The 21,783-nt window shown below is 68.8% G+C and carries 36 protein-coding genes; 11 read left to right on the top strand and 25 right to left on the bottom strand.

Annotation, left to right across the window (positions count from 1 at the left end; translation table 11 throughout):
• Positions 1-5 precede the first annotated feature (5 nt).
• From Pla133_RS13565 to Pla133_RS13540, 6 genes are all read right to left on the bottom strand, one after another.
• Positions 6-848, bottom strand: coding sequence for a hypothetical protein (locus Pla133_RS13565; RefSeq protein WP_145066076.1), 843 nt, complete (start codon positions 846-848; stop codon positions 6-8).
• A 134-nt stretch (positions 849-982) separates the two neighbouring features.
• Complete coding sequence (locus Pla133_RS13560; RefSeq protein WP_145066074.1) at positions 983-2,065, bottom strand: minor capsid protein; 1,083 nt, start codon at positions 2,063-2,065, stop codon at positions 983-985.
• A 3-nt stretch (positions 2,066-2,068) separates the two neighbouring features.
• Positions 2,069-3,517 carry a DUF4055 domain-containing protein gene (locus tag Pla133_RS13555; protein WP_145066072.1) on the bottom strand — a complete coding sequence of 483 codons (1,449 nt, stop codon included), beginning with the start codon at positions 3,515-3,517 and terminating at the stop codon, positions 2,069-2,071.
• Positions 3,514-3,897: a hypothetical protein gene (locus tag Pla133_RS13550; RefSeq protein WP_145066070.1), complete on the bottom strand. Its 384-nt coding sequence runs from the start codon at positions 3,895-3,897 to the stop codon at positions 3,514-3,516. The genes Pla133_RS13555 and Pla133_RS13550 overlap by 4 nt, the downstream gene beginning before the upstream one ends.
• A complete protein-coding gene (locus Pla133_RS13545; RefSeq protein ID WP_145066068.1) occupies positions 3,894-4,217 on the bottom strand; it encodes a hypothetical protein in 324 nt (107 codons plus the stop codon). Before Pla133_RS13545 ends, Pla133_RS13550 begins: the two co-directional genes overlap by 4 nt.
• Before the next feature lie 17 nt (positions 4,218-4,234).
• Positions 4,235-5,518, bottom strand: coding sequence for a hypothetical protein (locus Pla133_RS13540; protein ID WP_145066066.1), 1,284 nt, complete (start codon positions 5,516-5,518; stop codon positions 4,235-4,237).
• Positions 5,519-5,844: 326 nt separating this feature from the next.
• Between Pla133_RS13540 and Pla133_RS13535 the strand changes: the two genes are divergently transcribed.
• From Pla133_RS13535 to Pla133_RS13490, 11 genes are all read left to right on the top strand, one after another.
• The gene (locus tag Pla133_RS13535) at positions 5,845-6,189 is read left to right on the top strand and encodes a hypothetical protein (RefSeq protein WP_145066064.1); all 345 of its coding nucleotides are present in this window, start codon (positions 5,845-5,847) and stop codon (positions 6,187-6,189) included.
• Entirely contained in the window at positions 6,186-6,623 is a 438-nt protein-coding gene (locus Pla133_RS13530) for a hypothetical protein (protein ID WP_145066062.1), read from the top strand. The genes Pla133_RS13535 and Pla133_RS13530 overlap by 4 nt, the downstream gene beginning before the upstream one ends.
• Positions 6,620-6,883, top strand: a complete 264-nt coding sequence (locus tag Pla133_RS13525; RefSeq protein WP_145066060.1) for a hypothetical protein — start codon at positions 6,620-6,622, stop codon at positions 6,881-6,883. Before Pla133_RS13530 ends, Pla133_RS13525 begins: the two co-directional genes overlap by 4 nt.
• Positions 6,873-7,247 carry a hypothetical protein gene (locus tag Pla133_RS13520; protein WP_145066058.1) on the top strand — a complete coding sequence of 125 codons (375 nt, stop codon included), beginning with the start codon at positions 6,873-6,875 and terminating at the stop codon, positions 7,245-7,247. Before Pla133_RS13525 ends, Pla133_RS13520 begins: the two co-directional genes overlap by 11 nt.
• Positions 7,237-7,770 (top strand): hypothetical protein, encoded by a 534-nt coding sequence (locus Pla133_RS13515; RefSeq protein WP_145066056.1) that lies wholly within the window; start codon positions 7,237-7,239, stop codon positions 7,768-7,770. The genes Pla133_RS13520 and Pla133_RS13515 overlap by 11 nt, the downstream gene beginning before the upstream one ends.
• A gap of 29 nt (positions 7,771-7,799) precedes the next feature.
• Positions 7,800-8,066 carry a hypothetical protein gene (locus Pla133_RS13510; protein ID WP_145066054.1) on the top strand — a complete coding sequence of 89 codons (267 nt, stop codon included), beginning with the start codon at positions 7,800-7,802 and terminating at the stop codon, positions 8,064-8,066.
• Positions 8,059-8,262: a hypothetical protein gene (locus Pla133_RS13505; protein WP_145066052.1), complete on the top strand. Its 204-nt coding sequence runs from the start codon at positions 8,059-8,061 to the stop codon at positions 8,260-8,262. The genes Pla133_RS13510 and Pla133_RS13505 overlap by 8 nt, the downstream gene beginning before the upstream one ends.
• Complete coding sequence (locus Pla133_RS13500) at positions 8,255-8,515, top strand: hypothetical protein (protein ID WP_145066051.1); 261 nt, start codon at positions 8,255-8,257, stop codon at positions 8,513-8,515. The genes Pla133_RS13505 and Pla133_RS13500 overlap by 8 nt, the downstream gene beginning before the upstream one ends.
• A 120-nt stretch (positions 8,516-8,635) precedes the next feature.
• Positions 8,636-8,821, top strand: coding sequence for a hypothetical protein (locus Pla133_RS13495; RefSeq protein WP_145066050.1), 186 nt, complete (start codon positions 8,636-8,638; stop codon positions 8,819-8,821).
• Positions 8,814-8,981 carry a hypothetical protein gene (locus Pla133_RS26300; RefSeq protein WP_419191507.1) on the top strand — a complete coding sequence of 56 codons (168 nt, stop codon included), beginning with the start codon at positions 8,814-8,816 and terminating at the stop codon, positions 8,979-8,981. The genes Pla133_RS13495 and Pla133_RS26300 overlap by 8 nt, the downstream gene beginning before the upstream one ends.
• Complete coding sequence (locus Pla133_RS13490; RefSeq protein ID WP_145066049.1) at positions 8,978-9,259, top strand: hypothetical protein; 282 nt, start codon at positions 8,978-8,980, stop codon at positions 9,257-9,259. The genes Pla133_RS26300 and Pla133_RS13490 overlap by 4 nt, the downstream gene beginning before the upstream one ends.
• Before the next feature lie 207 nt (positions 9,260-9,466).
• Here Pla133_RS13490 and Pla133_RS13485 read toward each other — a convergent pair whose 3' ends face one another.
• The 19 genes from Pla133_RS13485 to Pla133_RS13400 form a co-directional block, all read right to left on the bottom strand.
• The gene (locus tag Pla133_RS13485; RefSeq protein WP_145066048.1) at positions 9,467-9,853 is read right to left on the bottom strand and encodes a hypothetical protein; all 387 of its coding nucleotides are present in this window, start codon (positions 9,851-9,853) and stop codon (positions 9,467-9,469) included.
• Entirely contained in the window at positions 9,850-10,077 is a 228-nt protein-coding gene (locus Pla133_RS13480; protein ID WP_145066047.1) for a hypothetical protein, read from the bottom strand. The genes Pla133_RS13485 and Pla133_RS13480 overlap by 4 nt, the downstream gene beginning before the upstream one ends.
• Positions 10,077-12,482, bottom strand: coding sequence for a hypothetical protein (locus tag Pla133_RS13475; RefSeq protein ID WP_145066046.1), 2,406 nt, complete (start codon positions 12,480-12,482; stop codon positions 10,077-10,079). The genes Pla133_RS13480 and Pla133_RS13475 overlap by 1 nt, the downstream gene beginning before the upstream one ends.
• 553 nt (positions 12,483-13,035) lie before the next feature.
• Positions 13,036-13,179 carry a hypothetical protein gene (locus Pla133_RS26295; protein WP_419191506.1) on the bottom strand — a complete coding sequence of 48 codons (144 nt, stop codon included), beginning with the start codon at positions 13,177-13,179 and terminating at the stop codon, positions 13,036-13,038.
• Positions 13,176-13,517, bottom strand: a complete 342-nt coding sequence (locus Pla133_RS13470) for a hypothetical protein (protein ID WP_145066045.1) — start codon at positions 13,515-13,517, stop codon at positions 13,176-13,178. Before Pla133_RS13470 ends, Pla133_RS26295 begins: the two co-directional genes overlap by 4 nt.
• 255 nt (positions 13,518-13,772) lie before the next feature.
• Positions 13,773-14,375, bottom strand: coding sequence for a J domain-containing protein (locus Pla133_RS13465; RefSeq protein WP_145066044.1), 603 nt, complete (start codon positions 14,373-14,375; stop codon positions 13,773-13,775).
• A complete protein-coding gene (locus Pla133_RS13460) occupies positions 14,372-14,734 on the bottom strand; it encodes an ASCH domain-containing protein (protein ID WP_145066043.1) in 363 nt (120 codons plus the stop codon). Before Pla133_RS13460 ends, Pla133_RS13465 begins: the two co-directional genes overlap by 4 nt.
• Entirely contained in the window at positions 14,731-15,060 is a 330-nt protein-coding gene (locus Pla133_RS13455; protein WP_145066042.1) for a hypothetical protein, read from the bottom strand. The genes Pla133_RS13460 and Pla133_RS13455 overlap by 4 nt, the downstream gene beginning before the upstream one ends.
• 86 nt (positions 15,061-15,146) lie before the next feature.
• The gene (locus Pla133_RS13450; protein WP_145066041.1) at positions 15,147-15,377 is read right to left on the bottom strand and encodes a hypothetical protein; all 231 of its coding nucleotides are present in this window, start codon (positions 15,375-15,377) and stop codon (positions 15,147-15,149) included.
• Positions 15,374-16,243, bottom strand: coding sequence for a DUF5131 family protein (locus tag Pla133_RS13445; RefSeq protein WP_419191505.1), 870 nt, complete (start codon positions 16,241-16,243; stop codon positions 15,374-15,376). The genes Pla133_RS13450 and Pla133_RS13445 overlap by 4 nt, the downstream gene beginning before the upstream one ends.
• Before the next feature lie 109 nt (positions 16,244-16,352).
• On the bottom strand, positions 16,353-16,532 hold the full coding sequence (locus Pla133_RS13440; RefSeq protein ID WP_145066039.1) for a hypothetical protein: 180 nt from the start codon (positions 16,530-16,532) through the stop codon (positions 16,353-16,355).
• Complete coding sequence (locus Pla133_RS13435; protein ID WP_145066038.1) at positions 16,529-16,768, bottom strand: helix-turn-helix domain-containing protein; 240 nt, start codon at positions 16,766-16,768, stop codon at positions 16,529-16,531. The genes Pla133_RS13440 and Pla133_RS13435 overlap by 4 nt, the downstream gene beginning before the upstream one ends.
• Complete coding sequence (locus Pla133_RS13430) at positions 16,765-17,082, bottom strand: hypothetical protein (protein WP_145066037.1); 318 nt, start codon at positions 17,080-17,082, stop codon at positions 16,765-16,767. The genes Pla133_RS13435 and Pla133_RS13430 overlap by 4 nt, the downstream gene beginning before the upstream one ends.
• Before the next feature lie 38 nt (positions 17,083-17,120).
• Positions 17,121-18,422: an AAA family ATPase gene (locus tag Pla133_RS13425; RefSeq protein ID WP_145066036.1), complete on the bottom strand. Its 1,302-nt coding sequence runs from the start codon at positions 18,420-18,422 to the stop codon at positions 17,121-17,123.
• Between the two features lie 29 nt (positions 18,423-18,451).
• Positions 18,452-18,721: a hypothetical protein gene (locus Pla133_RS13420; RefSeq protein WP_145066034.1), complete on the bottom strand. Its 270-nt coding sequence runs from the start codon at positions 18,719-18,721 to the stop codon at positions 18,452-18,454.
• Positions 18,721-19,659, bottom strand: a complete 939-nt coding sequence (locus tag Pla133_RS13415) for a recombinase RecT (RefSeq protein WP_145066032.1) — start codon at positions 19,657-19,659, stop codon at positions 18,721-18,723. Before Pla133_RS13415 ends, Pla133_RS13420 begins: the two co-directional genes overlap by 1 nt.
• A gap of 30 nt (positions 19,660-19,689) precedes the next feature.
• Positions 19,690-20,739, bottom strand: coding sequence for a YqaJ viral recombinase family nuclease (locus Pla133_RS13410; RefSeq protein WP_145066030.1), 1,050 nt, complete (start codon positions 20,737-20,739; stop codon positions 19,690-19,692).
• Positions 20,736-21,293, bottom strand: a complete 558-nt coding sequence (locus Pla133_RS13405; protein ID WP_145066028.1) for a hypothetical protein — start codon at positions 21,291-21,293, stop codon at positions 20,736-20,738. The genes Pla133_RS13410 and Pla133_RS13405 overlap by 4 nt, the downstream gene beginning before the upstream one ends.
• Entirely contained in the window at positions 21,290-21,778 is a 489-nt protein-coding gene (locus tag Pla133_RS13400) for a lysozyme inhibitor LprI family protein (RefSeq protein ID WP_145066026.1), read from the bottom strand. The genes Pla133_RS13405 and Pla133_RS13400 overlap by 4 nt, the downstream gene beginning before the upstream one ends.
• Positions 21,779-21,783: the final 5 nt, after the last annotated feature.

Below are 21,783 nucleotides of genomic sequence, written 5' to 3'. Positions count from 1 at the left end.
CGAGATCAGGCTCCGGCTTCCGCCTTGAGCCGCGCGTACTCGGCGGGGTTCTCCCGCGCGAGCCTGCTGATCTCGGTGACGTTCGGGGTCTTGGACTTGAAGGGGTTGTCGGTTTTCCGACCACCAGCGGCTCCAGACCCATTGACGCCGTGCGGCGACTTCGATCGCGCTCCGAAGGCCGGGGCGAACTCGCGATCGTTGGCGAGCTCCTCGGCCAGGTCGCGAACAGTCGCTGCGGTCACCGTCCCCTTGTCGTCGAAGCGGCTCCACGGCTGACCGTCGCGGTCGAGCACCTGGAGGGCCACTCCTTCGTCGGTCACCTGGGCCTTGATCCGGCGCGCCATGTGGTCGCCGAGCAAGCCGAAGCGGCCGTCGAGTTCGGGGTCGGAGAGAACGCGCTTGATCTCCGCGGACACATAGGAGCTGCTGAGCCGCTCGGCTTGAGCCTTGAGCTTCTCTTCGGTCTCACGCGCACGATCGAGCAGGGGCTTGACCTCCCGCTCCATCAGCTCGCGCTTGACCGCGTCCATGTCCACTTCCCCACCCTTGGGCGGGTTCTTCCTGAGCTTGTCGAGTTCGGCCAACGCATCGCGCGCCTTGCCGGGCTCCAGGTCTCCGAAGGCTTCGAGCCGTTGCCGAGCTTCACGCTCGAGCCGCTTCGCCTCGTCCGCCTCACGCCGCGCATCGCGCGCAGCCTTGAGGGCGCCTTCCTCGCTCACCAACGCCAGCCCGCCCGACTTCTCGACGGAGAGCTTGAAGCCTCCATCGTCGCCATCGGCGGGGGAGTAGTGCTCGCGGAGGGCCTCGGGGACCTCGTCCAGGGATTCGATCTTCGCTTTCAGCGTCATTGGTCTTTCGCAGCCTCGGGATCGCCCCGACCAGGCATCGCGCTCCGGGGAAGGCCGTCGAGGGGAGACTGCACGCCGATCAAGCCGCTCGCCACGAGCCGCGCTCATTGGGGCAACGTTGCCACCCGAGCCGCCTAGATCCGCTCCAGCTCGCGAAGCTGACCGATCGTCAACGGCGAGTAGTCGGTGGCCACGAAGCTGGTGATCGGGGTGCCGGCTCGGAACGCCTTGGCCCTGGTGGCGCCGAGCATCTCGTTCTGGACCTCGGCCGGCTGGGCCTTGAGCCACTCCTGGTAGGTCACCGTCGAGGCGACCTGCCCGTTCATGCTCGCGCGCGTGCCGGGGGGCGCCTCGTCGAGATCGATGCCGAGGTCTCGGAAGGACGCGATGACAGGGACAGTGCTCGAGCGGCAGTTCCAGTGCAGCGGAGGGCGAGGCCCCAGGTCGGCCTCGAAAGTGCGACCATCGAGCGAGGCGCAGGTGACTGTGGTGCGCGTGTCGAGCGTCGCGACGAACTGGACCTTTGAGACGATCCGCGGATTCTCGGCGTAGAGCACCTCCCGCGTCTGGCTCTGGACATGAGCCGATGCCGTGCGGACGAGCGCCTCGACCTGATTGCGCTTCGCCGGCCAGACCCCGGGCTGTGTGGGCGTCCCTCGGATTCGGCGGGCGATGGCGCGCGGGTCCTGGCCCTGTGCGATCCCGAGCTGGACTGCCTGCTGGATGCCCTGCTGGACTGACCGCTCGAGCCCCTTCCAGTGGTCGCGCAGGATCGCGCCGCGGAACGGCTTGGAGCGCACGATCACCTGGAGTTGGCGCGTGCTCGGCCCGACCATCGAGAGCGAGACCGGGGACTCCTGGGCGACCATCGCGGGCAGCCAGTCCGCCTCGGCCTTCGCGAGCTCCAGCAGCTCCCCGACCACCATCGAGCGAGCCTCGCTCATGCGCTCCGCGGTGCGCCCCGAGATCGACCTGAACAGCTCGGCGAGCCGCTGATTCGTGTACGGGGTGACCGCCGCGCCGGTGTTGATCCGAGCGAGCCGGCCCTCGATCTGGCCCAGGAGGTCGGGCAGCAGCTCATCGTCGAGGAAGGCCAGGGTCCTGCGCGAGAACCCCGCCTTGAACCTCTCGACGTGGACCAGGTGCCGGATCGTCCGATCCAGCACCCGCTCATTCAGCGTGGCGTTGAGCCCTGCGGCCGTGCGAGCGTCGGCCACGGCTTACGCTGCCTGGTCGTCCGTCTCGTCGGATCCGAGAGGGGGCGGCAGGGAGTCGTTCTGCGCCCCCTCCATCAGCTCCTCTGCGGGCTTGCTGGAGTCGATCACGCCGAAGCGCTGGAGCGCGCGGACGAGTTCGACGCGCGGTAGCGTGCCAGCGGCCACGGCCAACGCGATCTGCTGGAGGTGGAACGCCTTCTCCTGGTGGGCCGCGAAGTCAGAGGAGAAACTCACGAAGAGGTCGGGGTCCGGATCAACGCCGACCCACTTGTGGGCGAAGATCATCGCCCTGGTGAAGGCGTGTGACACCTGACGCGCCCACGACTCGGCCTTGGTCAGCGCCCGGCGATCGCTCGCAGAGACCTCGGTGGCGGTGCGCACCGAAGAGACCTCGGTGAGGGGGCTTGAGCCGGTCACGACTGCACGGGTCTCGATGTCCAGCACCTCCTGGCGGTGGGCTCCGAGCGCCGCTCCGGTCTGCTCGACGTAGGAGGCGCTACCATCCTCACGCTCGAAGTGGATGAATCCGCCGGCCTGGATTGCGACGCCTGGGCTGTCGTCGGAGCCCTTGACATCACCCGAGAGCGTCAGCAGTCCGATCGCGCCGAACGCCAGGTTCATCCCGAAGTCCGATTGCACTTGCCAGTGCTTGAGGTTGAGCCAGGCCAGGTCGTCGAGCGGCGGGCGGCCGTCGTCGGACAGGTCGAGCATCACGAAGGGCACGATGCCCAACGAGTTCTCCCGCTCCTCGCCGTCCTTCTCCCACCCCTTGCCCTTGACGAACTTCCAGCGCTGGATCGCAGCCGGAGTCGCCTCGATCGCGTAGTTGACCAGCGATTCCTGGTAGCCGTCCTCCGGCTGCTCGACCACTCGCTCCAGCAGGCGCACCCTGCGGACGGCCCCGGTTGCCGGGTCCATCGTCGCCTCCAGGATGTCCGAGTGCCGGTAGAGCTTGAACCGGGGCTGCGCGCCGCGCGGGTCGACCGCCGCCCGGTCCATCTCATCCGCACGGGTCACAACGCCCTCGCCGTTCGCCGGGCCCTCGACATAGATCCCGGCGATGCCGTAGGCCAGGGCCTCCTGCTCGAGCTGGCGCGCCTGGTCCTCCATGGATGTGCGCTGCCCGTCGATGTCGCCGCGCATGAGGCTCAAACCCTCGGGCAGGTCCGGGGTGATCGTCGCCCGGTCCTGGAACGGCATGTAGGCGAGCGCTCCCACCTGGTGGGAGAAGATCCCGAACAGGAAGGATCGCTGGAGCCTCTCGGCGTAGCGCTCTGGGCTCTCGATCGTCCACTTGGGAAGCCACCGCTCGCCCCCTCGGCGCATGGATGTGGTCCCGCCAAGCAGAGCCTCGGGAAGGCCCCAGTGCTCCTTGCGGGCCTGGACGTCGAGCGAGGGGCACCCGACGCCTTCCTCGATTAGGGCCTTGTCGGCGATGGCGGCTGTGGTCACGGCTGCTTCGGCTCGAAGCCGTTTCGGTAGATGGTGGCGTAGGTCGTGCGCTCCAACCGGTCGGCCTCGGAAAGCCCCGGCTGCTCGACGGCGTACCGCTCCACGCGAGCGACGACCGGCAGGAACGTGGCGCCGAGGTAGGGCGAGATCATCTCCAGGGCGTTGAACGTCGAGAGCATGGCCCCCGACTCCGCCGTCCACTGGGCGGCCTCGCCCTCGGAGATCAGCTCGGCGTCGACCTCCCACTCGACCCCGGCGTCATGGAACTGCACGAGGTTCGCGACGTTGCCTCGGTGGGGCTCGGTCGGGACTTCGGAGCCGACGCCAATGCAGCCGGCGAGCGTGGCGGCAGCCAAGATCAGCGCGAGAGCACCCCTCACGACCGCACCTCCCCGGCGACGTGGCGCGCGCCCATGGCGACGAGGCCCAGGGCGTTGACCGCGGCGGCCTCGATGAAGCTGACCACCTCGTCCTGCGTGTCGCGATTCATGTTCGCGAGGTGCGCGCGGGTGCCGTCGGCGACGCGCTTGAGTCGCGCCTCGTCGCCCTCCATCGCGGCCAGGCGTGCCAGCTTCGCGAGGTTGGCAGAGACCCCGGTCTCAAGGTCCTCCCCGATCTCCTCGAAGTAGTCGGCGATCTGGGTCCGCAGTTGGGTCTCGGCGGAGTCCGCGAGCACTTCGAGCAGTTCCTTGGCTTCCATGTCGTGTCGATTTGGTGTCAGTAGATGGAGCCCGAGCCGACAGTTGCGCGGCCCGGGAGGGTATATCGCTTCTCGATCAGGTAGCCCGCGCCGTCCGAGAGGTGCGTGCGCTCGCCGTCCGACTTGTCGAGTTCCCCGGCAGACCCTTCGAGAATCTGCGTACCTTCCATGTCCTCGATCAGGTGCCGAGCGGCCTTCGAGAACAGCATGTGGCGCACGCCGTCGGCCGAGCGAAGGCGGCTATTCACGGCCACGATTCGGCTAATAACCGGGGGGTTCGCCCGGCGGATCGAGAGCTTCGAGTGGCCCTTTGTGAACCGCAGCAGGTGGTCCTTCACCAGGTCCCAGTCGGAGCCGGACACCGCCTGCGACGTGCGCCGGCCTCCGCTCGCGTCCCCGTAGACGACCCAGGGCCCCTGGTGATTGCCCCAGTCCTCGAGGAGCTTGCGGCAGACTGCGGGCGTGGTGGAGCTGCGCGGGATGTAGACCTCGCCGAGCATCACCGTCGGCTTGGGGTCGATTCCTGCGCGCTCCCCGCGATAGGGGAGGTCTTGGGCCACCACCGCGATCCCGGGTTCCCGGTTGAAGTCGAGGCCGATCAGGAGCGGCGCGTTGGGGTCGTACTCCGCCTCCCCCGGCCGCAGGATCGACTCCACGGGGTCGAACTCGTAGTAGGCGCGGCTGGTCGTGAGCTCGAAGCTCGCCATGTATTCCTGGCGGAACGTCCGCTCGTCGAGCTGCGCGCGCGCCTCGGCGATCTCCTCGTCAGGAACGACCCCCTCGGAGGTCCAGGTGATCCCGAAGGCTTTGCCCATCTCCCCGGCCCAGATGCGCTGGAGCATCCGCCACAGGCGGCCGCGGCCGTTGGGGGTCCCGTAGAGCCAAGCCCAGCCCAGGCGCCCAGGCGTGCCCATCGCCGGGCGCGCGTGCTCCTCCCAGGCGCCATCCCGGAAGTCGTCGAACTCGTCCCCGCAGAAGCGATCGAGCGGGCGGCCCTCGACGCGCTCGGGGGCGTCCATGCCCAGGACCGTGATGTCCCAGTTCGTGGCCAGCTCGATCGTCAGCTCGGACTTGACCACCTTGCGGATCAGGCCCCTGGGGATGAACGAGAGGAGATCCTTCCAGTAGATGCGCTTCGCCTGCTGGTGGGTTGGCGCGGCGAAGACGCACCATCCGGGCGGACCGGGGGCCGTGAACGGCTCGAAGGTCGCCCCGACGTTGTGGCGCTTGGCCCACTCGGACTTCCCAGACCGTCGGCCTCCACCCGCCACGACGAGCCGGCAGTCCCGGGCGGCGCGCATCAACTGGCGCTGCTCCGCCTTCGGGGAGAGCCGAGTCCATCTCGGCGGCAGCTCGATCGTTGCTACCACTCACGGGACGATGCGGCGCCCCCTGGCGAGTTGATCCAGCCCGCCCTTTTTGCGGTAACGTTGACACCAACCGGGGAGCGGGCGTGTACCCTCCTGGAGTTCCGGCCGGACTTACCACCCGGCCACAGCAGAGGCAGAAACATGACCAACCGAGAGCGAGCCCAGATTGAGGGCTCCGTATACACGCTGGCGCTGCCGGCGTTCGCATCCTTCGCAGCGGGCTACGCCGCTGGGCTCCTGCTGATCGGGGGTGTGCTGTGAGCGCCGCCGAGTCCGTCGACAACGTCATCGAGAATCGCGCGCTCAAGGCGGCAGAGGCTCGGTTTCGCAGCGCGGTCTTCAACGCCCTCGCGGCCATTCGCGCGGAACTGGATCCAGTTGACCGCGACGGCGGCCCGCGCGCGTCGGAGCTGCAGCGGGCGGTTGCTGCGGTGCTTGCCAAGATGCACATCTCCGGCCTTGCGAAATCGTCCTTCGACCCCCTGGGCAAGGCGATGACCGAGGCCGGCGTATGCGTACCGGAGTCGATGGTGGAGGCTGAGCGCAGGCGCCTGCTGGACCGCCTCGACAGGTTCTTCGACGGCGGGGAGGTACAGCCGTGAGCCCCTGGAAGCTCGTCTCCGACGAGGAGCCGCCGAAGGATGGGCGGTGGTATCGGTTCTGCGAGCGTCGCGGCACCTGGAGGGACCTCCACTGGTACGAGGATGGGTGGTGCGACCAGTCAGGGGATTTCGCTTACGACTTGCTACCCGACGATCTCTGGACCCTCGCCCCCGGCCAGGAGGCTGGGGAGGACACGGATCAGATCAAAGAGGCCGTGCGTCTCGCCCGCAAGGAGGTCGGACAGGTGATCGACGCTTTTGATCCGACCCCGACAGACGACGGGCACTGGAAACTCTCGGACAGGGAGTTCGGCCGCCTCGGATACGCAGCATGGCGACTGGACCGGCTGCTGGACGGGAACGTGGGCCGCGCGGTTGAAGGCCACCCAAGTCGGCCCAAGCCCCTCGAAGTCGATGGGGAGGTGGAGTCGTGAACCAGCGAGAAGCTAGCCGGAAGCAGTGGTCTACGCCGGGGAATGTCGAAGGCATCAACTCGGGCAGCCTCCAGAGGATCGCGGACGCGACCGAGATCATGGCGCAGAGCTACCAAGGTCTAATCGACGAGCGCAACCGCTACGAACGCTTGTACACGGCGGAGAGAGCGGACACGTCGAGGCTAGAGCGCAGCAACGCGGCGCTGCGTGGGGTCATCACGCGCATGAAGCGCAAGGGGGAGGTCACCGATGGGGAATGACGACCTGATCGAGCGGGCGCGGGCTGCGCTTGATGGGGTGACCGATGGGCCGTGGACGCTCAACGATCGAGCCCTCGCGCCGGTCCACTGGCCGGAAGGCTGTACACACCTCAGCGATGTCGCATTCGCGCACCTCAACGTGGAGCACGAGGACAGGGAGACCTGCGTCAACGCACTCGTGTTTGCTGCACAGGCCCGCACCCTCGTCCCCGCCCTGGCCGACGCCCTGAAGGCGTCCAATGCCCGCGTGGCGGAACTAGAGCAACAGCAGGTGGAGGTCTACGCGGACATGGAGCGCGCCAGGAACATCCTGACCAAGACACTTGACGCCATGAATGCGGCGGAGGCCCTCGATGGCAACTAACCAAGAACCGATCAAGCGCTACGACCCCAGTCTCCACCACATCGGCGCGGGCGAGTACGTGCCCGTCATGGAGCCGTGCGCCGATGGCGGGTGGGTGGAGTATGAGGAGCACGCACCCCGCGTGGCGGAGCTGGAGGCCGACTTTGCACGGATGGAGGACGCATGGCGCAAGCGCCTAGAGCGGCACAAAGGCGGCTGCTCAAGGGATACCAACGGCGACGGTGACTGCCCGTTGCACAGGGGTGGGTGCGCTGCCGCGCTGGAGGCCGAGCGGGACGAGCTGGAGGCCGAGCGCGACGAGCTACTCGTCGAGGTCCACGGATCATGTGACGTGCGAGGGCTCCGAGGGGAGCGGGACGAGCTGGCCGAGAAGCTGGCGGAGTGGGAACGTGCTGCGCGTGAAGCGTGGGCTGCGGATGAGGACTCCCCGATCACACCCAAGATGCTGGAGGGCCTGGTCCGTGCCGGTGAGGTTGAAGCCCTCGCCAAGATCGCCCCAGAAACCGAATCAGGGGCCACTTAGGCTCCTGGACCGAACCAAACGGAGAAGCCATGACCACCCTGACCACCATCCCGTCCCTGACCGCCGGCAAGACCTACACGGCCGCTACCGAGCTGTCCGAGATCACCCACGGATACACGGCTGAGTTCGACATCACGACCTGGAACGAGAAGGTGCCCGCCATGCTGGCCCTTCGCCGGCCCAACGCCGAGGGGGTCTACATGGGGCCGCTCGCCGACCACGATGGCGAGTTCGCGTGCATCGACCACGGGGACGACGACTGGGCGATCTACCGGCCGGAGGATCTTCGTGGTTGACCGCCTAGCCACGAACATGGCCAAGTACGTCGGGATGATCGAAGCAGCGGAGGTCATCTACAGACGCTTCGGGCCCTTTGGGCCGATTGCTCGGCACCTAGGTGCGGCTCGGGCCTACCGCGCAATCATGAAAGAGGCGCGTGAGCTGGCGAAGCTCAACGAGCGTGCGCGGCGGGAGGCGCGGACCGATGACTAACCAACCCACCCCCGCCGACCTGCCCCGACGGCTGCGCGCCACCATCCTTCAGCTTGAGGGCAAGGCTGGGACCGTGAGCGTCTCCAGCGACGAGAATGGTGGCGCCATCGTGGAACTGGCTTGGAGTGGAGCCCGCATGTTCGCCCACTTCCCTAGGAACGCGGCGGACGCAGGCTGGGGCTTTGCCGCGGACGATGAGGGCACGCCCGTCTTGTTCGATGGGCCCCTCGAGCTGACCCATAACCGAGCGTAGTTGTCGACGCGGATGCCGAACCTCGACTTATCTGTCGAACCCCTCCAGGCAGCCGCCTGACAACTGACCGAACGACGGGCTTCTAGTCGTGACAGCCGGGAGAGACCGGCACCTACCACCATGACTGAAACAGCACTACTGGAAGCCCTGGCCTGTAGGCTTGGGCTGATCCTCGGCAGATTCCCCTGCAAGCGGAATGGCCGAGAGCATTTCGATGGCTTCATCGCGGAGAAGTTCGCGGACTGGCTCGTCACGAAGTTCGAGGAAGAGGCTCCCGTGCGGAGCTTGGAGGATCTTGATGGCTGACCCCATCCCCTGCCACGCCGCCATCGACCCCACCGGCAAGCTGCCCCCAGTCGTCTCCACCGACCGCCAGGCCGTGAGGGACGCCATGGGGGATGACTGCGTGATCGTGAGTGGGCGGTTTGTGGCGGATGAGCCGGAGGGCGGTAAGGTGGAGCGATGAATGAAGGCGACATCAGGCGGCTCTTTGCCTCGCACTTTGCGTTCCGGCCCAGCCTGGGCGGGGCCGCGGCGGCAATGCGAGCCGAACTAGATGCCCGGGAGCGGCGTGAGATGGAAAGTCTCGACGCCCAGTTCGGTGAAGGCGTCGGCGAGAAGGTCAAGGCGCTGTCGCTGCAAACGACTGCCTCATTCGATGAGCTGGCAGGGGCCTTGCGCTCCCTCCATGCTGCTGCTGAGCCCCTCTCCCCGATCGAGCATGTCGAGGTCGGGCGGCGATGAGCCCCGAACAAGCCGAGTCGATCCGCCGCTTCTGCCGGGCAGCCAGCGAAGCCAGCAGGCCGCCCTCTGCTAGCGAACTCCGTGCGACCTTCCGCTCTTTGTCGGAAGCTCTCCGCATGGATCCCATGGAGGAGTACGTTAGGCGGATTGCCGCAGCGCGCGCCGCCTTCCCAACCGTTGAGGAACTCCGAATGGTTCGGCGCGCCCCTAGTTCCTCGACGGGAACTTCGGCACCTGCACCTCGGGGTTGAGCGTCTCGAACAGGTCCCGCCAGTGGATCCACTCCGTTCGGTAGATCCGGTCGGCGGCGCGCTTCTCCAGGTCGGCGGCGGCCCGCGATTGCTCCACCCGGATCTCCCCGATGTCGCGCCGGATCTCCGCGATGTCCGCCGCGATCTTGGCACTGCTCTGGAGCTGGGCGAGCTGGGCCTGGTAGCGCGCCTCGGTGGCGTCGATCCGGGCCTGGGCCTTGGCCTCCATGAACCCGTAGAGCGCCCCGAAGATCGTGGTGCCGAGGAGCAAGATCAGCCCGAGCTGGACTGGGGTCGAGCGCCCGATCGGCTGCGTGGTGGCGGCTGCGGTCTCTTCGGTCACGACTGAGCGTCCGGGGCCTTGGGTTCGATGGGGCGGGCGGCGAGCGCCGTCGCGGCCTTGACGAGTGCGCGGCCGAGCACCACGGCGATGGCGATGGCTGCGACGTATGGCGCCATCTCCGGGTCGACGCCGCCGAGCGCCATCAGCCCGGCGGCGCCCACGGCGGTCTGCTGCTCGCCGGTCTTCCAGGAGCGGCGGAGGTCGAGCGGGGGGTCTTCGTCCATCAGTCGCCCCCCGTGAGCAGCGCCCCGAGCAGCACCGCCCCGTTGCCGGGCGCGGACTTGACCTCGAGCTGCGCGCCCTTGATCCAGTCGTCGCCGAGGAACCGGTCGGCCGCATCCCCGATCTCGTGCGTCGGCCCGCAGATCAGCCCGGCGGCGAGGGCCAGCGCGACGTGGAGGCTCTGCCCTTTGTTCCCGTCGTCGCCCTCGGCCTTGGGGTGGAGCAGGCTGGAGTAGGTGGCCTCGACCTCGGCCCGCTTCGCGAGCGCCTGGCCATCTTGGAAGGATGCGGCGAATCGGTAGTCGGGCGTTCGCTCGTTCTCGCCCCAGGCGACGGTGGAGATGCCCTGGGCGATGCGGGACAGCGCGAGGTCGATCTCGTCCCGGTCCCAGATTCCCAGGAAGGCCCCGCGCATCTGGAGCCCAGCGCCGGCCACGAGGCAGTTCTGGTAGGTCTGCGACGGGTAGAAGGCCGGGACCTCCCCGAGGTTGTCGGCCGCGGCCTGGAGCGCGTAGCCCAGCTCCTTGCCCTCGGTGATGACCTGGAAGCTGCCGTTGGCGGTCAGGGAGGACTGGAGCACGTCGACCCACGTCGCGCACCAGGGGGCCAGCGCGGCCCGCTCGGCGTCGCTGCCGGCGGCGTAGGCCATGGCGATGTGGTGCCCGGCCCAGGCGAAGTCCCGCCCGAAGTCCTGGCCCTGGCCGTCGGTCAGGTTCATCCAGGCCAGGGTCTCGGTGAACTCCCCAGCTCCCTCGCCATCGAACAGGTCGGCGCGCACCGCCGCGGACTGGCGCTCGAGCAGCAGCCGGGCCATCGGTTCGCCGTACAGCTCGACTAGGGGCCAGAGGGCGCGGCGGCCCCGCACCCAGTGCTGCATGTCGTCGGTGCCGTAGCTGCGATCCCCGACCAGGGCGGCGTCGGCGAGCTTCGCCGTGGCCTCGCGGTACTCGGGCCGGGCGTCGCGGAAGCCCAGCGGGTCCTGGGAGTAGCTCGGCCAGGCGGTGATCCAGCCGGGGGCGTACGGGGGCTCCGGGGAGGCCACGAAGTTGAACGGGGCCCCGGCGTCCGACGGATCCCAGGTCGTGCCGTCGAGGTGAACCAGGGAGACCCGCGTGCGGTCGAGGCGCGACTCGAGACGACCGGTCAGCAGCTCGAAGGTCGCGGCCGGCGCGGCCCAGGCGAAGTCCAGGAACGGCCAGGGGTCGATCCCCTCGCCGCCGGTCATGGCTCCGTAGCCGATGCCTGAGGGGTGGCGCCAGCTCGTGGGGCCGTAGGAGCCCTCCAGCGGCCAGCCCTTCGCGCGAGCCTCCTCCCAGCCATCGCGGGCCCGCTCGGCCAGCTCAGCGCGCCCCGCGAGGCCCAGGAAGCCGAGGGGCGGGGCCTTGAGGTCGGCGGTGGTGCACCGCGTCGCCTGCGGGGACCAGGGGCCCGAGTCCGCCCATCCCCAGCCTCCGCCGGCGAGGATCGGCTCGAGGTCGTCCCACCTGCCCGGCGCGGTCGCCCCGAGGGCCCAGAGCTTGGCGTGGTGGGGGAGCGTCGCGTGGAGCCCGTCGCCCGCCGCGGCGAGGCGGATCATCGAGCCCTCGGAGGTCTGGTCGACTCCACCCCAGCCCGTGGTCGGCATGAGCGGCGCGCACTCGGCGCCAGGCGGAATCCGCAGGGTCGCCGAGTCGAACAGGGCCCAGGCGTTGGGGTCGTCGACCGCCCCGCCCTCCCACAGGACCCGGATGTCGACCGCCTCGATGCCGCTCCAGACCCGCAGGTCCATGGTCACGACGCCGAGGTGGGGGAGCTGCGTAGCCGGGTCCTTCTCGAGCACCACGGGGAGCACCGGCGAGGAGATGCGGAACACGGTCTCCACCGGGCCCGCGCGGATCACGGTGGCCGGGCGCTCGAACCTTGCGGCGTACCAGCCCCCATCGATGCCGGCGACCTCGAAGCCCCAGCCGTTCGGCTTGGTGAGTGCCTTGAGGATCACCGGGGCGAGGGCTGGGCCCTGCTTCGGCCGCGGGGACTCGATGACCTTGATCGCCAGCTCGGAGCCAGCCTCGAGGCCGGCGGGGATCATGGCCGAGACCCACAGGGAGCGGATCGACCCGTCGGGCTCGCGCAGGATCGAGTCGATCTGCGTCGCCAGCTTCCCGCCGCCGGTAGGGGCGAGCACGGTCAGCGGCGAGAGGTCGCCCGGGTGGAGCTCCACGCCCTTCGGCGTGCCCACCATGAAGCGCAGGGGCCAGGCGCTCGGCGTGTCCGGGACGGTGACGCGGACGGTGGCGGCAGTGGTCGGGATCGGAACGGCCCAGGGCGCGGGGCCCTCTTGCGCGATGGCCGCGACCGCGGCGAGTGCGGCCAGTGCCAGAGTCGCGATCGCGATGCGGCCGGCGACGAGGATCTGAGTGGAGGTCATAGCTTCTGCGTTGGAGAGGTCGACCCAGCCCCCAGGACCGGAGCAGTCGCCTCCCCTGATTGCAGAAGCTCGCGAGGCCCCCAGCTTCCGCCTGGGCCCTGCGCGCGATCACTGGCTCACGACGCCTCGCGATCCTCGGGAGCTGAGTCGATGGACTCCAGAAGCTTCCACGCCTCACGGCGCAGCTCACTCGCCGCGTGCGGATCGGGAAACGTTGCCATGTGGGCCGGATAGACAAGCACCGAGCGCTCCTCGGTCTCGAAGAGTTGCCCGCAGTCACCGCACACTCGCCGGCGGCGGCGGCAAGCGCTTTCGGCATGGCTTCGCCTGGACCAACTTCGGTCATGGCCGCAGTTCGGGCACCGCGGGCCCCCAACCGGCCTCGGAGCCCTACCGGTGATCGTGTGAAATCGCGCCATCTATCCCTCAGGGAGTGCAGGATTTGGGACTGGAAAGCGGGCGAGCCGCCCGAAGACGACCCGCCCGCCAGCCATGACCACGCGGCAAACCACAGCCGCGCGTTCGGTGCCTCAGAGGCAGTGAGTGCGGACGATCAGTCATCCGCGACCATGCTCGAGGTGTTTGGCTTGGGGCTCGGGCTGAAAAGCGCCGCGAGTCCAAGCACGTTGGCCAGCGTCCCGCGCGTGCGGCCGAGGGCCTTCTGAGTCTCGGCCAGCTCCCGCTCGGTGGAGTTCAAGCCGCCACCTCCCCCCGCCGGCGCCGAGTCTCGATCACGCCCTCGAGGGATGGATCCAACTCGACGAGCAGCCGCCCATAGAGCGCGGTGAACGAGTTGTTGAGCCGGTAGGTCCCGGCCCCGTAGACGCTCACCGATGCGTCGTAGCGGATAGCCTCCCAGATGGCCTTGACGCCGAAGCGGGTGACGCCGCGATCTCGGAGGGCGCGGGCTCGGCGCAGCAGCTCGGCGCGAAGGCTGGGGTTCGCGGCGTCGAAGGCCCGGAACCGCTCCTCGATCGTGGCCCCCTTGTCGGTGTCTGGGTGGACCAGGGGGGCGAAGAGGCCGAGTTGGGTCACGAGCCCCCCCGTCCTTCGCAAAGCTCGGAGTCAGCCCCCAGGCGGGGCCCTCCAGGTCAGCGACCCGCTTCCCCTCGTCGGTGAGCTGGAGGCGGCCGCCGTTCTCGTGGCGGTGCTCGTGGACCATCCAGCCGAGAGCCACCATGCCCTCGACCGCCGGACGCGGGATGCAGGCGACGTGCCCGGACTCGATGCTCGCCCGGAAGAAGCAGAGCCAGCCCTCCAGGCGCTGGCGGTCGGTGAGGGGTGCCGAGGTCATCGAGAGATCTCCTGCAGCGCCTCAGAGCGCGCTCGGCCGAGTTCGGAGAAGAGCGCGTCAGAGCCACCTGCGTCGGGGTGACGCTCACGGGCGAGGGCGCGGTATGCGGCCTGGACCTGCTCAGTGGTCGCACTGCGCTCCACGCCCAGGACGTCCCACCAGGAGCGCAAGCTCACGGCGGACGCCGGCGCCGGCAGTGCCTGGTAGCCGGTGAACACGCGCTCCAGTGAACCCACGCCCCATCGGTCCATCCCGCGGAGAGCCTCGATGTGCTTCGAGATCGCCCGGAGGTTCCAGGCGACGCGCGACCATCGGTCGCAGGCGAGAACGTGGGGCTTCCCCTTGAGACGGAAGTAGACCGCTGCACCAGGGTCTCGAGGCTCGCCCTGCCCAGAGCGGGGGAGCCCGTCGAGCCTGAGCTGCAAGTTGCTCGAGATGACCACGCCGGAGGCGCCGAGGCGATCCAGCTCGGCCCGCAGGACCGAGAGCGCGGCCGCGACGGTGAGCCGATCGTCGAATCGGGCTCGGGTGGGCGAAGTCGTCCGGACCCAGCCTGCGGGCCACTCGAGCGGAGAGGCGGTCGGTTCGAAGTCGGTCATCGAGCGCCACCTCCTTCGCCCTCGTCGACGTACTCGAACTCGATCCGCGCGACCTCTGTCTCCGGCGTGCAGCGCATCGCCTGGCAGAACTTCGCGACGAACCAGTCCGCCGACTGTCCGGGGTAGCCCTCGCGCGCTACGTCTTGGTCTGTGATCGCGTCGAGCCGCTCGCGGCGGACCTCCACGACGCGCACCGTGGCGAGCGTCCGGGGCTTCTCACCGGGCTTGAAGCCCATGCACTTGTGGACGCCTCGGAGCAGGTCGCCGGCCTTCGCGTGCCGCCAGCCTGTCCTGCGAGTCACGGTCTTCGATCGGTCCAGGATCTGGGGCTCCGTCATGGAGAAGGAGATGAGCCTCATCGGTTCCCACCTCCCTCGCCGCCGCTGTTCAGGTGCTCGCCCAGTTCGGCGGCGAGCCTGTCCGCCAGGTTCTCGTCGGCGTTCCCGATCGTTGCGTCGAACACCTCCCGCGCGCTGGCGCTGCCCGAGTAGGCCCCGCGGATTGTCCACCCGCCGGTTCCCAGCATCCGAACGCCAACATTCCGAGCCAGGGCGTTTGGGTCGATGCCGAGCCACTCTTCATCCGAGATGGCGTGGGCGTCGCGGTAGATCGCCACTCGCCTCTCGTCGGAAGTCTCCGGCGGCAGCGAGTCCACCAAAGCGATTCGGAACGCCTCGCCGATCACCTTGCCGAGGAGTGGCTTCATCGAAACGTCCTCGGACTGGCGGTCTCCAGAGAAGAACTCGTCTCCGATCCAGTTCTTGCACGAACTCATCGCACCTTGCTCCCTTCCGGCAGGCGCCAGGCACCCGAGTAGAGCGGGAGGCCGCTCTCGTTCGGGGCAAGATCGGGGAGCGACTGGCGGAGCTTGGGAGCCTCGCGCAGGCGCTCGATGTAGGTGGCTTCGGCCTCTCGGATGCCGGCGTGGTGTCCGAAGCGGTAGCCGACGCCGAGGCAGGCGCAGGCGGCGAGGATGCAGAGGGCGCGGTCGAGCCACTTCACGGCTGCACCTCCATCCCCTTGGGGAACTGGCGGACGCGCCGCAGGTCTTCGGGCCACTCGGAGGGGTCGGCGCCCTTCGGGTGGTGAACGTCCATCGAGCACCGCGCCGTGTAGGCGGTCGCCTCGCGTAGGCCAAGCGCGTGCTCATACTTGCCGCAGAACGGGTGCGACCCCAGCCCCCGCACGAAGCACGGCACTTCCGCCGCCTTGCACTGCTCGACGACCGAGCGGAACCAGTCCACGTCGCAGGGCTTGGCTTTGCGGCCGGTCTGGCCCTGGATGATGATCCAGTCGAGCTTGGCGCACGTTCCGCCATGCGGGCGGAGGACTCCATGCGTACCGTTGATGGCGTCGATCTCGGTCGGTGGATCGACCGGCTGCAAGTAGAGGAAGTCCACCGCCCCCGTCGGCTCGTAGACCACGAATCGCAGCGCCGCCGGGGTGTCCAGCAGGTGCGGAATCCGCTCGTCGGCCTCGGCCTGGTTGCCGACCTTGACCCCGAGCCAGACGTTGGGGAGGGGCCAGGCCGGGACATCGTGGTCCGCGGCCCAATGCTCAACCTCGCTCATTCTCTCGGCGTTGATCCGACGCACCGCCTCGGCGATCTCGTCCCCGACACGGAAAGGCGCCGTCAGGTACTCCCGCATCCGCTCCGGGTGCGCCGTGAGCACCTGGAAGGTGTGCTGCGGGCACAGGGCCATGATTGCGAAGGCGCGGTCGATCAGATCGTCGGCCCAGCCGCCATCGAAGGGGTCGACGCTGAGGCGCGCTCCGCGCCTGGTCTTCGTCCAGCCTAGCGGAGTGCCCGTGCCCGCGCGCGGGCCGTGATAGGGGTACCACTGCTCGTCGTGGTCGAGGTACTTCACGACCGCACCCCCTTCCGCAACCGCGGGAGGTTGAGCCCGATCACGAGCAGCACCGCCGTCCAGAGCATGGTGTCGGAGAGGATCCGAGCCAGCGGGTCGAGGACGGGGATCATCGCGCAGCCCCCTCGACCCGTAAGGTCGTGAACATCGCGTCCAGAGCCGTGACGCTCTTACCCGTCGCGCGGTTGAAGGCGCGGGCCTCCAACGACGACTTGCCGACCCAAAGAGCGATCAAGAACACGGCGATGGCCAAGAGGCCGAGCAGCTCAAGGCGGGTTTCTGCCTTCACGACACCACCCCCTCGAGCAGCACGCCCGCGTTGACGCGAAGCGCCAGGCAGATCTTCGCGATGTCGTCGGCGCGCAGCGAACTGTGCCCGCACTCGATTCGGGAGATGCGCGACTGGCACAGGCCGACGGTCGCACAGAACTCCTCCTGGCTCTGGCCCAGCCCCAGGCGCAGGGCGCGCACGTTGTCGCCGACCTTGGCGCGGATGGCGCGGGGCTCCAGCGTCGGGGACTTCACGACTCACCTCCGACCGGCTCCGGCTGCTCGGCGGCTTCGGTGGCTTCGGTGGCTGCGGGCTCCACCTGCTCGGCGGCTCGGAGCACGCGGAGCATGTCGGGGAGGTCGTCGGTGACCCCATCGGCCAGCGCGGCCAGTTGCGCGGCCAGCGTGTCGGCCTCCGACAGCTCGAGGCGCGCCGTGGCGGAGGCCAGCACGGCGGCACCGTGGCGCTCCTGGATCTTCGAACGCAAGGTCTCCGCCTTGCCAGGAACCCGGCCGAGCTTGATGCCGGCGGCTTCCGCTTTGCGCTTCCAGGCGACGGCGGCGCCCATGCGGTCGAGGACGGGGTGGGGGATCTGGGGATCGTTGCTCACAGGGCACCCCCTTCGATCTCGGCGCGCACTGCACCGGCGGCAGCCTCGGCGGTCATCACGACCACGCCCCGCTCCTTGGCGGCGGTGTTTAGGTCGGCACGGTTGATGGGATCGAGCCCCTCCCACGCCTCCTGGCTCACGACCAACAGCGCACCCTCGCCCGCGGCACCAATCGCGATGTCGAGGGCGATCCGCCACCGCTCGCCGGAGGACAGCTCGGCAATGGGCGTCGGGCTGGGACGCCCGTAGGCGACCATGATTCGGCCACCCTCGATCGTCATGCCCTCGGGGACAACGCCACCAATCAGCTCCGTGATCGCCCCGTCGAAGCCTTGGGCGGCATCCCGGACCCTCTTCGCGTCGGTGGCGAGCTTGGTCGAGGCGGCGAGCTGGAGCTTCGCTTCCTCCAGGCGGCGGAAGGCTTCGATGCGCGTGCGCTCAGCCTTCACCTTCTCGTCGAGGGCGCCGATGGCCTCGCGGCGCTGGGCGAGGGCCTGCTCCTGCTTCTCGCCCCAGGTCGGCCTGGCGTTGGCGATCTGCCGCTGCTTGAACTCGACATCGTCGAGCCGCTCGCGCAGCGCCTCCGACTCGGCGGCCAGCTTCGCCAGTTCGCGCTCGGCGCGCTCGTGGCAGGTACGGTCCTCGGCCAGGGCCGCCACATCGGAGGCCAGCGCGGCGCGTTCCGCCTCGGCGTCCGTTGCATCCTTCGGGTCCAGGGGCTCGGAAGCCTCGGCCGCTTCCTTCCCAGCCAGTGCCCCGGCCCGGACTCGCTCCGACTGGGACTCGAGGTCACGGGCGCGAGCCTGGGCGTCCCGGCGCAGCTTCCCGGCAACCGCGACCGGATCGGCCATGTTCAGCCCGTCCAGCGCGCGGTCCAGGTCGAGGCCGCAGGAAGCGGCGGCGGCTGCAAACAGAGTCGAGGTCGCGCGAAGCCCGGTGAGGCGGCACAGCGCCTGGATCCGGGCCGCGTCCGCGCGCTCGGGGTCCTTGATGCCGGGGTCGACCAGGACGCTCGGGTCCGCGCCGGCGATGGCCGAGACGGTGAGCGTGCCCGAGCGCCGGGTGTTGCGGCCAACGGTCAGCTTGACGCCCAGGCCATCGACGCGCCCCTTGGCTGCGCCGTCGCGCGGGGTGAGGCTCGCGTCTCCCCCGGTGGCCCGGTCGACAGCGGACAGCGCGGTCGTCTTCCCTCGGCCGTTCAGGCCACGCAGGACAACGATGCCGCCCCCTTCGGGTACGGGGATCTCCAGGTGCTCGATGGCGCCGACGTTCTCGATCGTGATGGTGTTTTCGGTCATGGCCTCTGCTCAGTAGTCGCTAGCGGTGGTCAGCCGTTCGCGGGTTGGGGTTGCCCCGGTGGCGTGGAATGCCTGGGGTCGATGAAGGTCCGCAGCCGCTCGACGAGAGCTGCCGCGCGTGGGTCGAAGCCGGGCCGCCCCGGCGTGAGGATGTCGGCGGAGTCGCGCACGAAGTCGTTGACGATCACGCCGACTCCTTGGCGCAGGTGATCTGTGGCCTCGGCTATGCCTTCGCAGTAGCCGGAGCGGCGGGTGGCGTCCGAGTTGAAGCGGCTGATGCAGTCTTGCTTCGAGGTCATCACGCGCCCTCCGGGTCGCCACCGCGCCCAGCGCCTGAGAACAGCGCAACGTCCTCGGGGTCGAGCGGGGGCTCGTCGTCGCAGCCTGGCTCGCGCTCGGAGCCTCCAAGTCGATTTGCCAGCTCGTCAGCGCGCGTCGACGCGGACTCCTCCTCCGGGATATCCCGGCCGGCCACGCGCTCCAGGCTCGCGGCTACGCTTTGGTCGATCACTGTTCGATCGACGAGTGGAAGGTGCGCGCCTCCGTCCATCGCATCCTCGCGACGCGCAATCACCGCGGCAACCGGGGACAGCGGAACCATGTTGGCCATCCGGCGCAGCGGGGTCTTAGAGGCCATCGCCGCGAAGTGGTCCTGCCAGCCGAACGAGTTCTGCGCGCCGTTGCCGCGCGCCGCGTCGATCTCGGGGCGCCAGCACACTCGGACAACGGGATCCTGGCCACGCTTGCGCCCAATGGCGTAGGCGCCGATCAGCAAGCCAGCCTCACCCTCGCGCGTCGGGACGTGGACCAGCTCGTCGCGCTCCGCGGTGTAGCGGAACTCGAAGTGATCCTTCTCGAACACTGGGCGGCCGACCGCGGTGTCCACTCCGCCGCCCTGGATCATCAACTTCACCAGGCCCTTGTAGCCCGGGAGGAAGGTGCAGGCTTTGCCACCGATGCGCTTGTCGTAGCGAGGGATCAGGTAGCCCTCGCCCGTGAACCCGTCCAACGAGAGGCCGGCGACGGCGCCCTCCATGACGGAAGCGTAGAGCGAGAGCGGCTCGCACTCGAACAGTGCGGGCATTCGCTGGGCGTAGGCGACGATGGTCGCCACGAATCGCTCTGGGGAGATGATCGCGGGCAACACCCGCTCGATCTGATCGCCCATGCGGTCCAGGTTCCCGCGGAGTTGGACGATCCGCGAGTCGTTGGACTTGATGAGTCCTTGGTTGGTCATGGCTCTCTGCTTTCGGGTTGTCGCGGCTGGTCAGACCGCGGCCGGCGCCGTCGGTTTCCCGACGTGAAGGCGCCTATAAGTGTAGGGCTTTCGCTCGATAGTGCCACCGCTTACGGCGATGGTTTTCCGTGAGAACTTGCGGCCGGATGGAGTCCGCCCAAAGGTCGCGTCTTTGAGCGCCTCGGCCAGCCTCGCCTCGATCGCCTTGGCGTGTTCCTCGGTCTTCTTGATCCGCTCCTTCAGCTCGTCCCGGGTCTCCAGCAGATCATCGACAACCGCGTCGACCTCGACCTCTTCTCCCGTGTCGTCGGGGTGCAGTCGATCGTGCGCTTCGATCCAGGCGCGGGGGTCTACCTCCTGTGTGAACGGCGGCTCGGTCATGCTCTCGACGCAGCCCCATAGGGCCCGCTCGCGCTGGAGCATGTTCAAGGCCAGGCGGTCATTGAGCGGCTGGTAGTACGGGCGGAAGTTCCGCTCGACCATCGCCGCAACGATCGTGGCCTTGAGCCCCAAGGTCGCCATCCCGTGCGTCACCTGCATCAGTGGCCGAATCGGAGGCTCGGCGTCCCAGTCGGCGCCGGCGTAGAAGCCGACTGACTTGCACTCCAGGAGCAACAGCTCGCCGGGGACGAGCACGACGGTCCCCGTGTCGTCCGTGAACTCGATCTCGCGCGTCGCCCTCACGAAGCCGTCAGGAGACACCAGGCGCCATCGCTCGGTCTTGTGACGGTAGAGCGGCTGCCCGTTCCAGATGCCAGCGAGCTCGCAGTCAGGGAACGCCCCGGCGAGGTCCTCGGAGTCGTAGGGCACGACCTCGAAGTCCGTTCGCCGGTTGATCTCCTCGCGGATCACCGGCTCGAGCACGCGGCCCATGTAGACCACCTCCACATCGTCGAGGTCCGGCTCGGCCAAGAGCCCAGCCTTCTCGCCCCAGAGTTGGAGGGACGAGCGATACTTGTCGAGCCCGCAGGCGGAGGCGGCGTCGGAGGACCCGATGCCTGTGCGGCGGACGGTGCGCCACTCTTCGAGGGCGGCTTGCTCCTCGGGAGTGGGGGAGGGGATGCGGGTGGGGAGGATCATTTGGAGCCCCCTTCCATCGCCTGACCAGCCTTGTACTCCGCGAGCATCGCCCGGAAGTCGCTCATGCCGCCCACGGTCATGCCTCGCTGGGCAGCCCAGTCGCTGTAGTAGCTCTCGGTCTTCCCTCCAGGGGCGAAGTGCGAGTCGTAGTTGAGCCCGCCAACCTTCTCCTTGAACCAGGGCGTATCGCGCCACGCCAGATAGACGGCGAACATCTCGGGGCGCCGCGTCGGCAACTCCCGGTCGCGCGGGATGAACGTCCGCTGCTCGGGCTCGGGCGGCACGTACCGGCCAACATCCTCTGCGGCGCCCCAGGCGTGAACCAGCGTCCCGTGTATGTCGCCCGACTCGATCTGGAAGCCGTACTCCAAACCGTCGATCTCCACGGTACCGCTGACCACGTGGTTGATGGCGTCGAAGGCATGGATCTCGTCGATGCTGATGCCATCCCGCTCCTTCTCGTGGTTCCAGGTCATATCCGCCAGGCGCTCCAGGAAGTCCTCGGGCGGCTCAGTGAGAAGTTGGGGGCCGCTGGTTTCGATTGAGCTGCTCACGCCGACGCCCCCTCTCCCAGCCCGAGCAGCTCGAAGTGCTCCCGAGCAACGTCGCAGGCCAGCGAGCACTCGGCATCGAGGAAGTCCACCCACTTCGCGCCAGCCGCGCGCAGGGTCTCGATCGCGGTCTCGGTCTGCCCGTCGTTGAGTTGCTCGCGCGCTTGCTCCAGCGCCTCGCGCACTTCCTCGGCGGCCAGATCGAACTCCTCGACGCGGGCCCAGCCGGCGCGCAGTTCGTCGTCGGTCGCCTCGTCGTTGGGCGAGTAGTCCATCCGCTCGCGAAGCGCGCGCGGGTCGTAGCCCTTCTGGTCGGGGTAGACGATGCCCCCGATGTCGATGGAGCGGGCCCGGTCGTCACCGAAGGCGAAGCTCGCTCCGATCGGGACCGTGCGAAGGGTCGCGGCGATCTCGTCGATCGCGTCGCGGACTTGGAGCGAGCCCAGAAGGGGCCGCTTGCGGGAGGTCGGTCGGGTCGTGGTAGCCATGGCTC

It is taken from the genome of Engelhardtia mirabilis, from assembly GCF_007748095.1.
Classification (GTDB): domain Bacteria; phylum Planctomycetota; class UBA1135; order UBA1135.
This window is presented reverse-complemented; position numbering and strand designations above follow the sequence as displayed.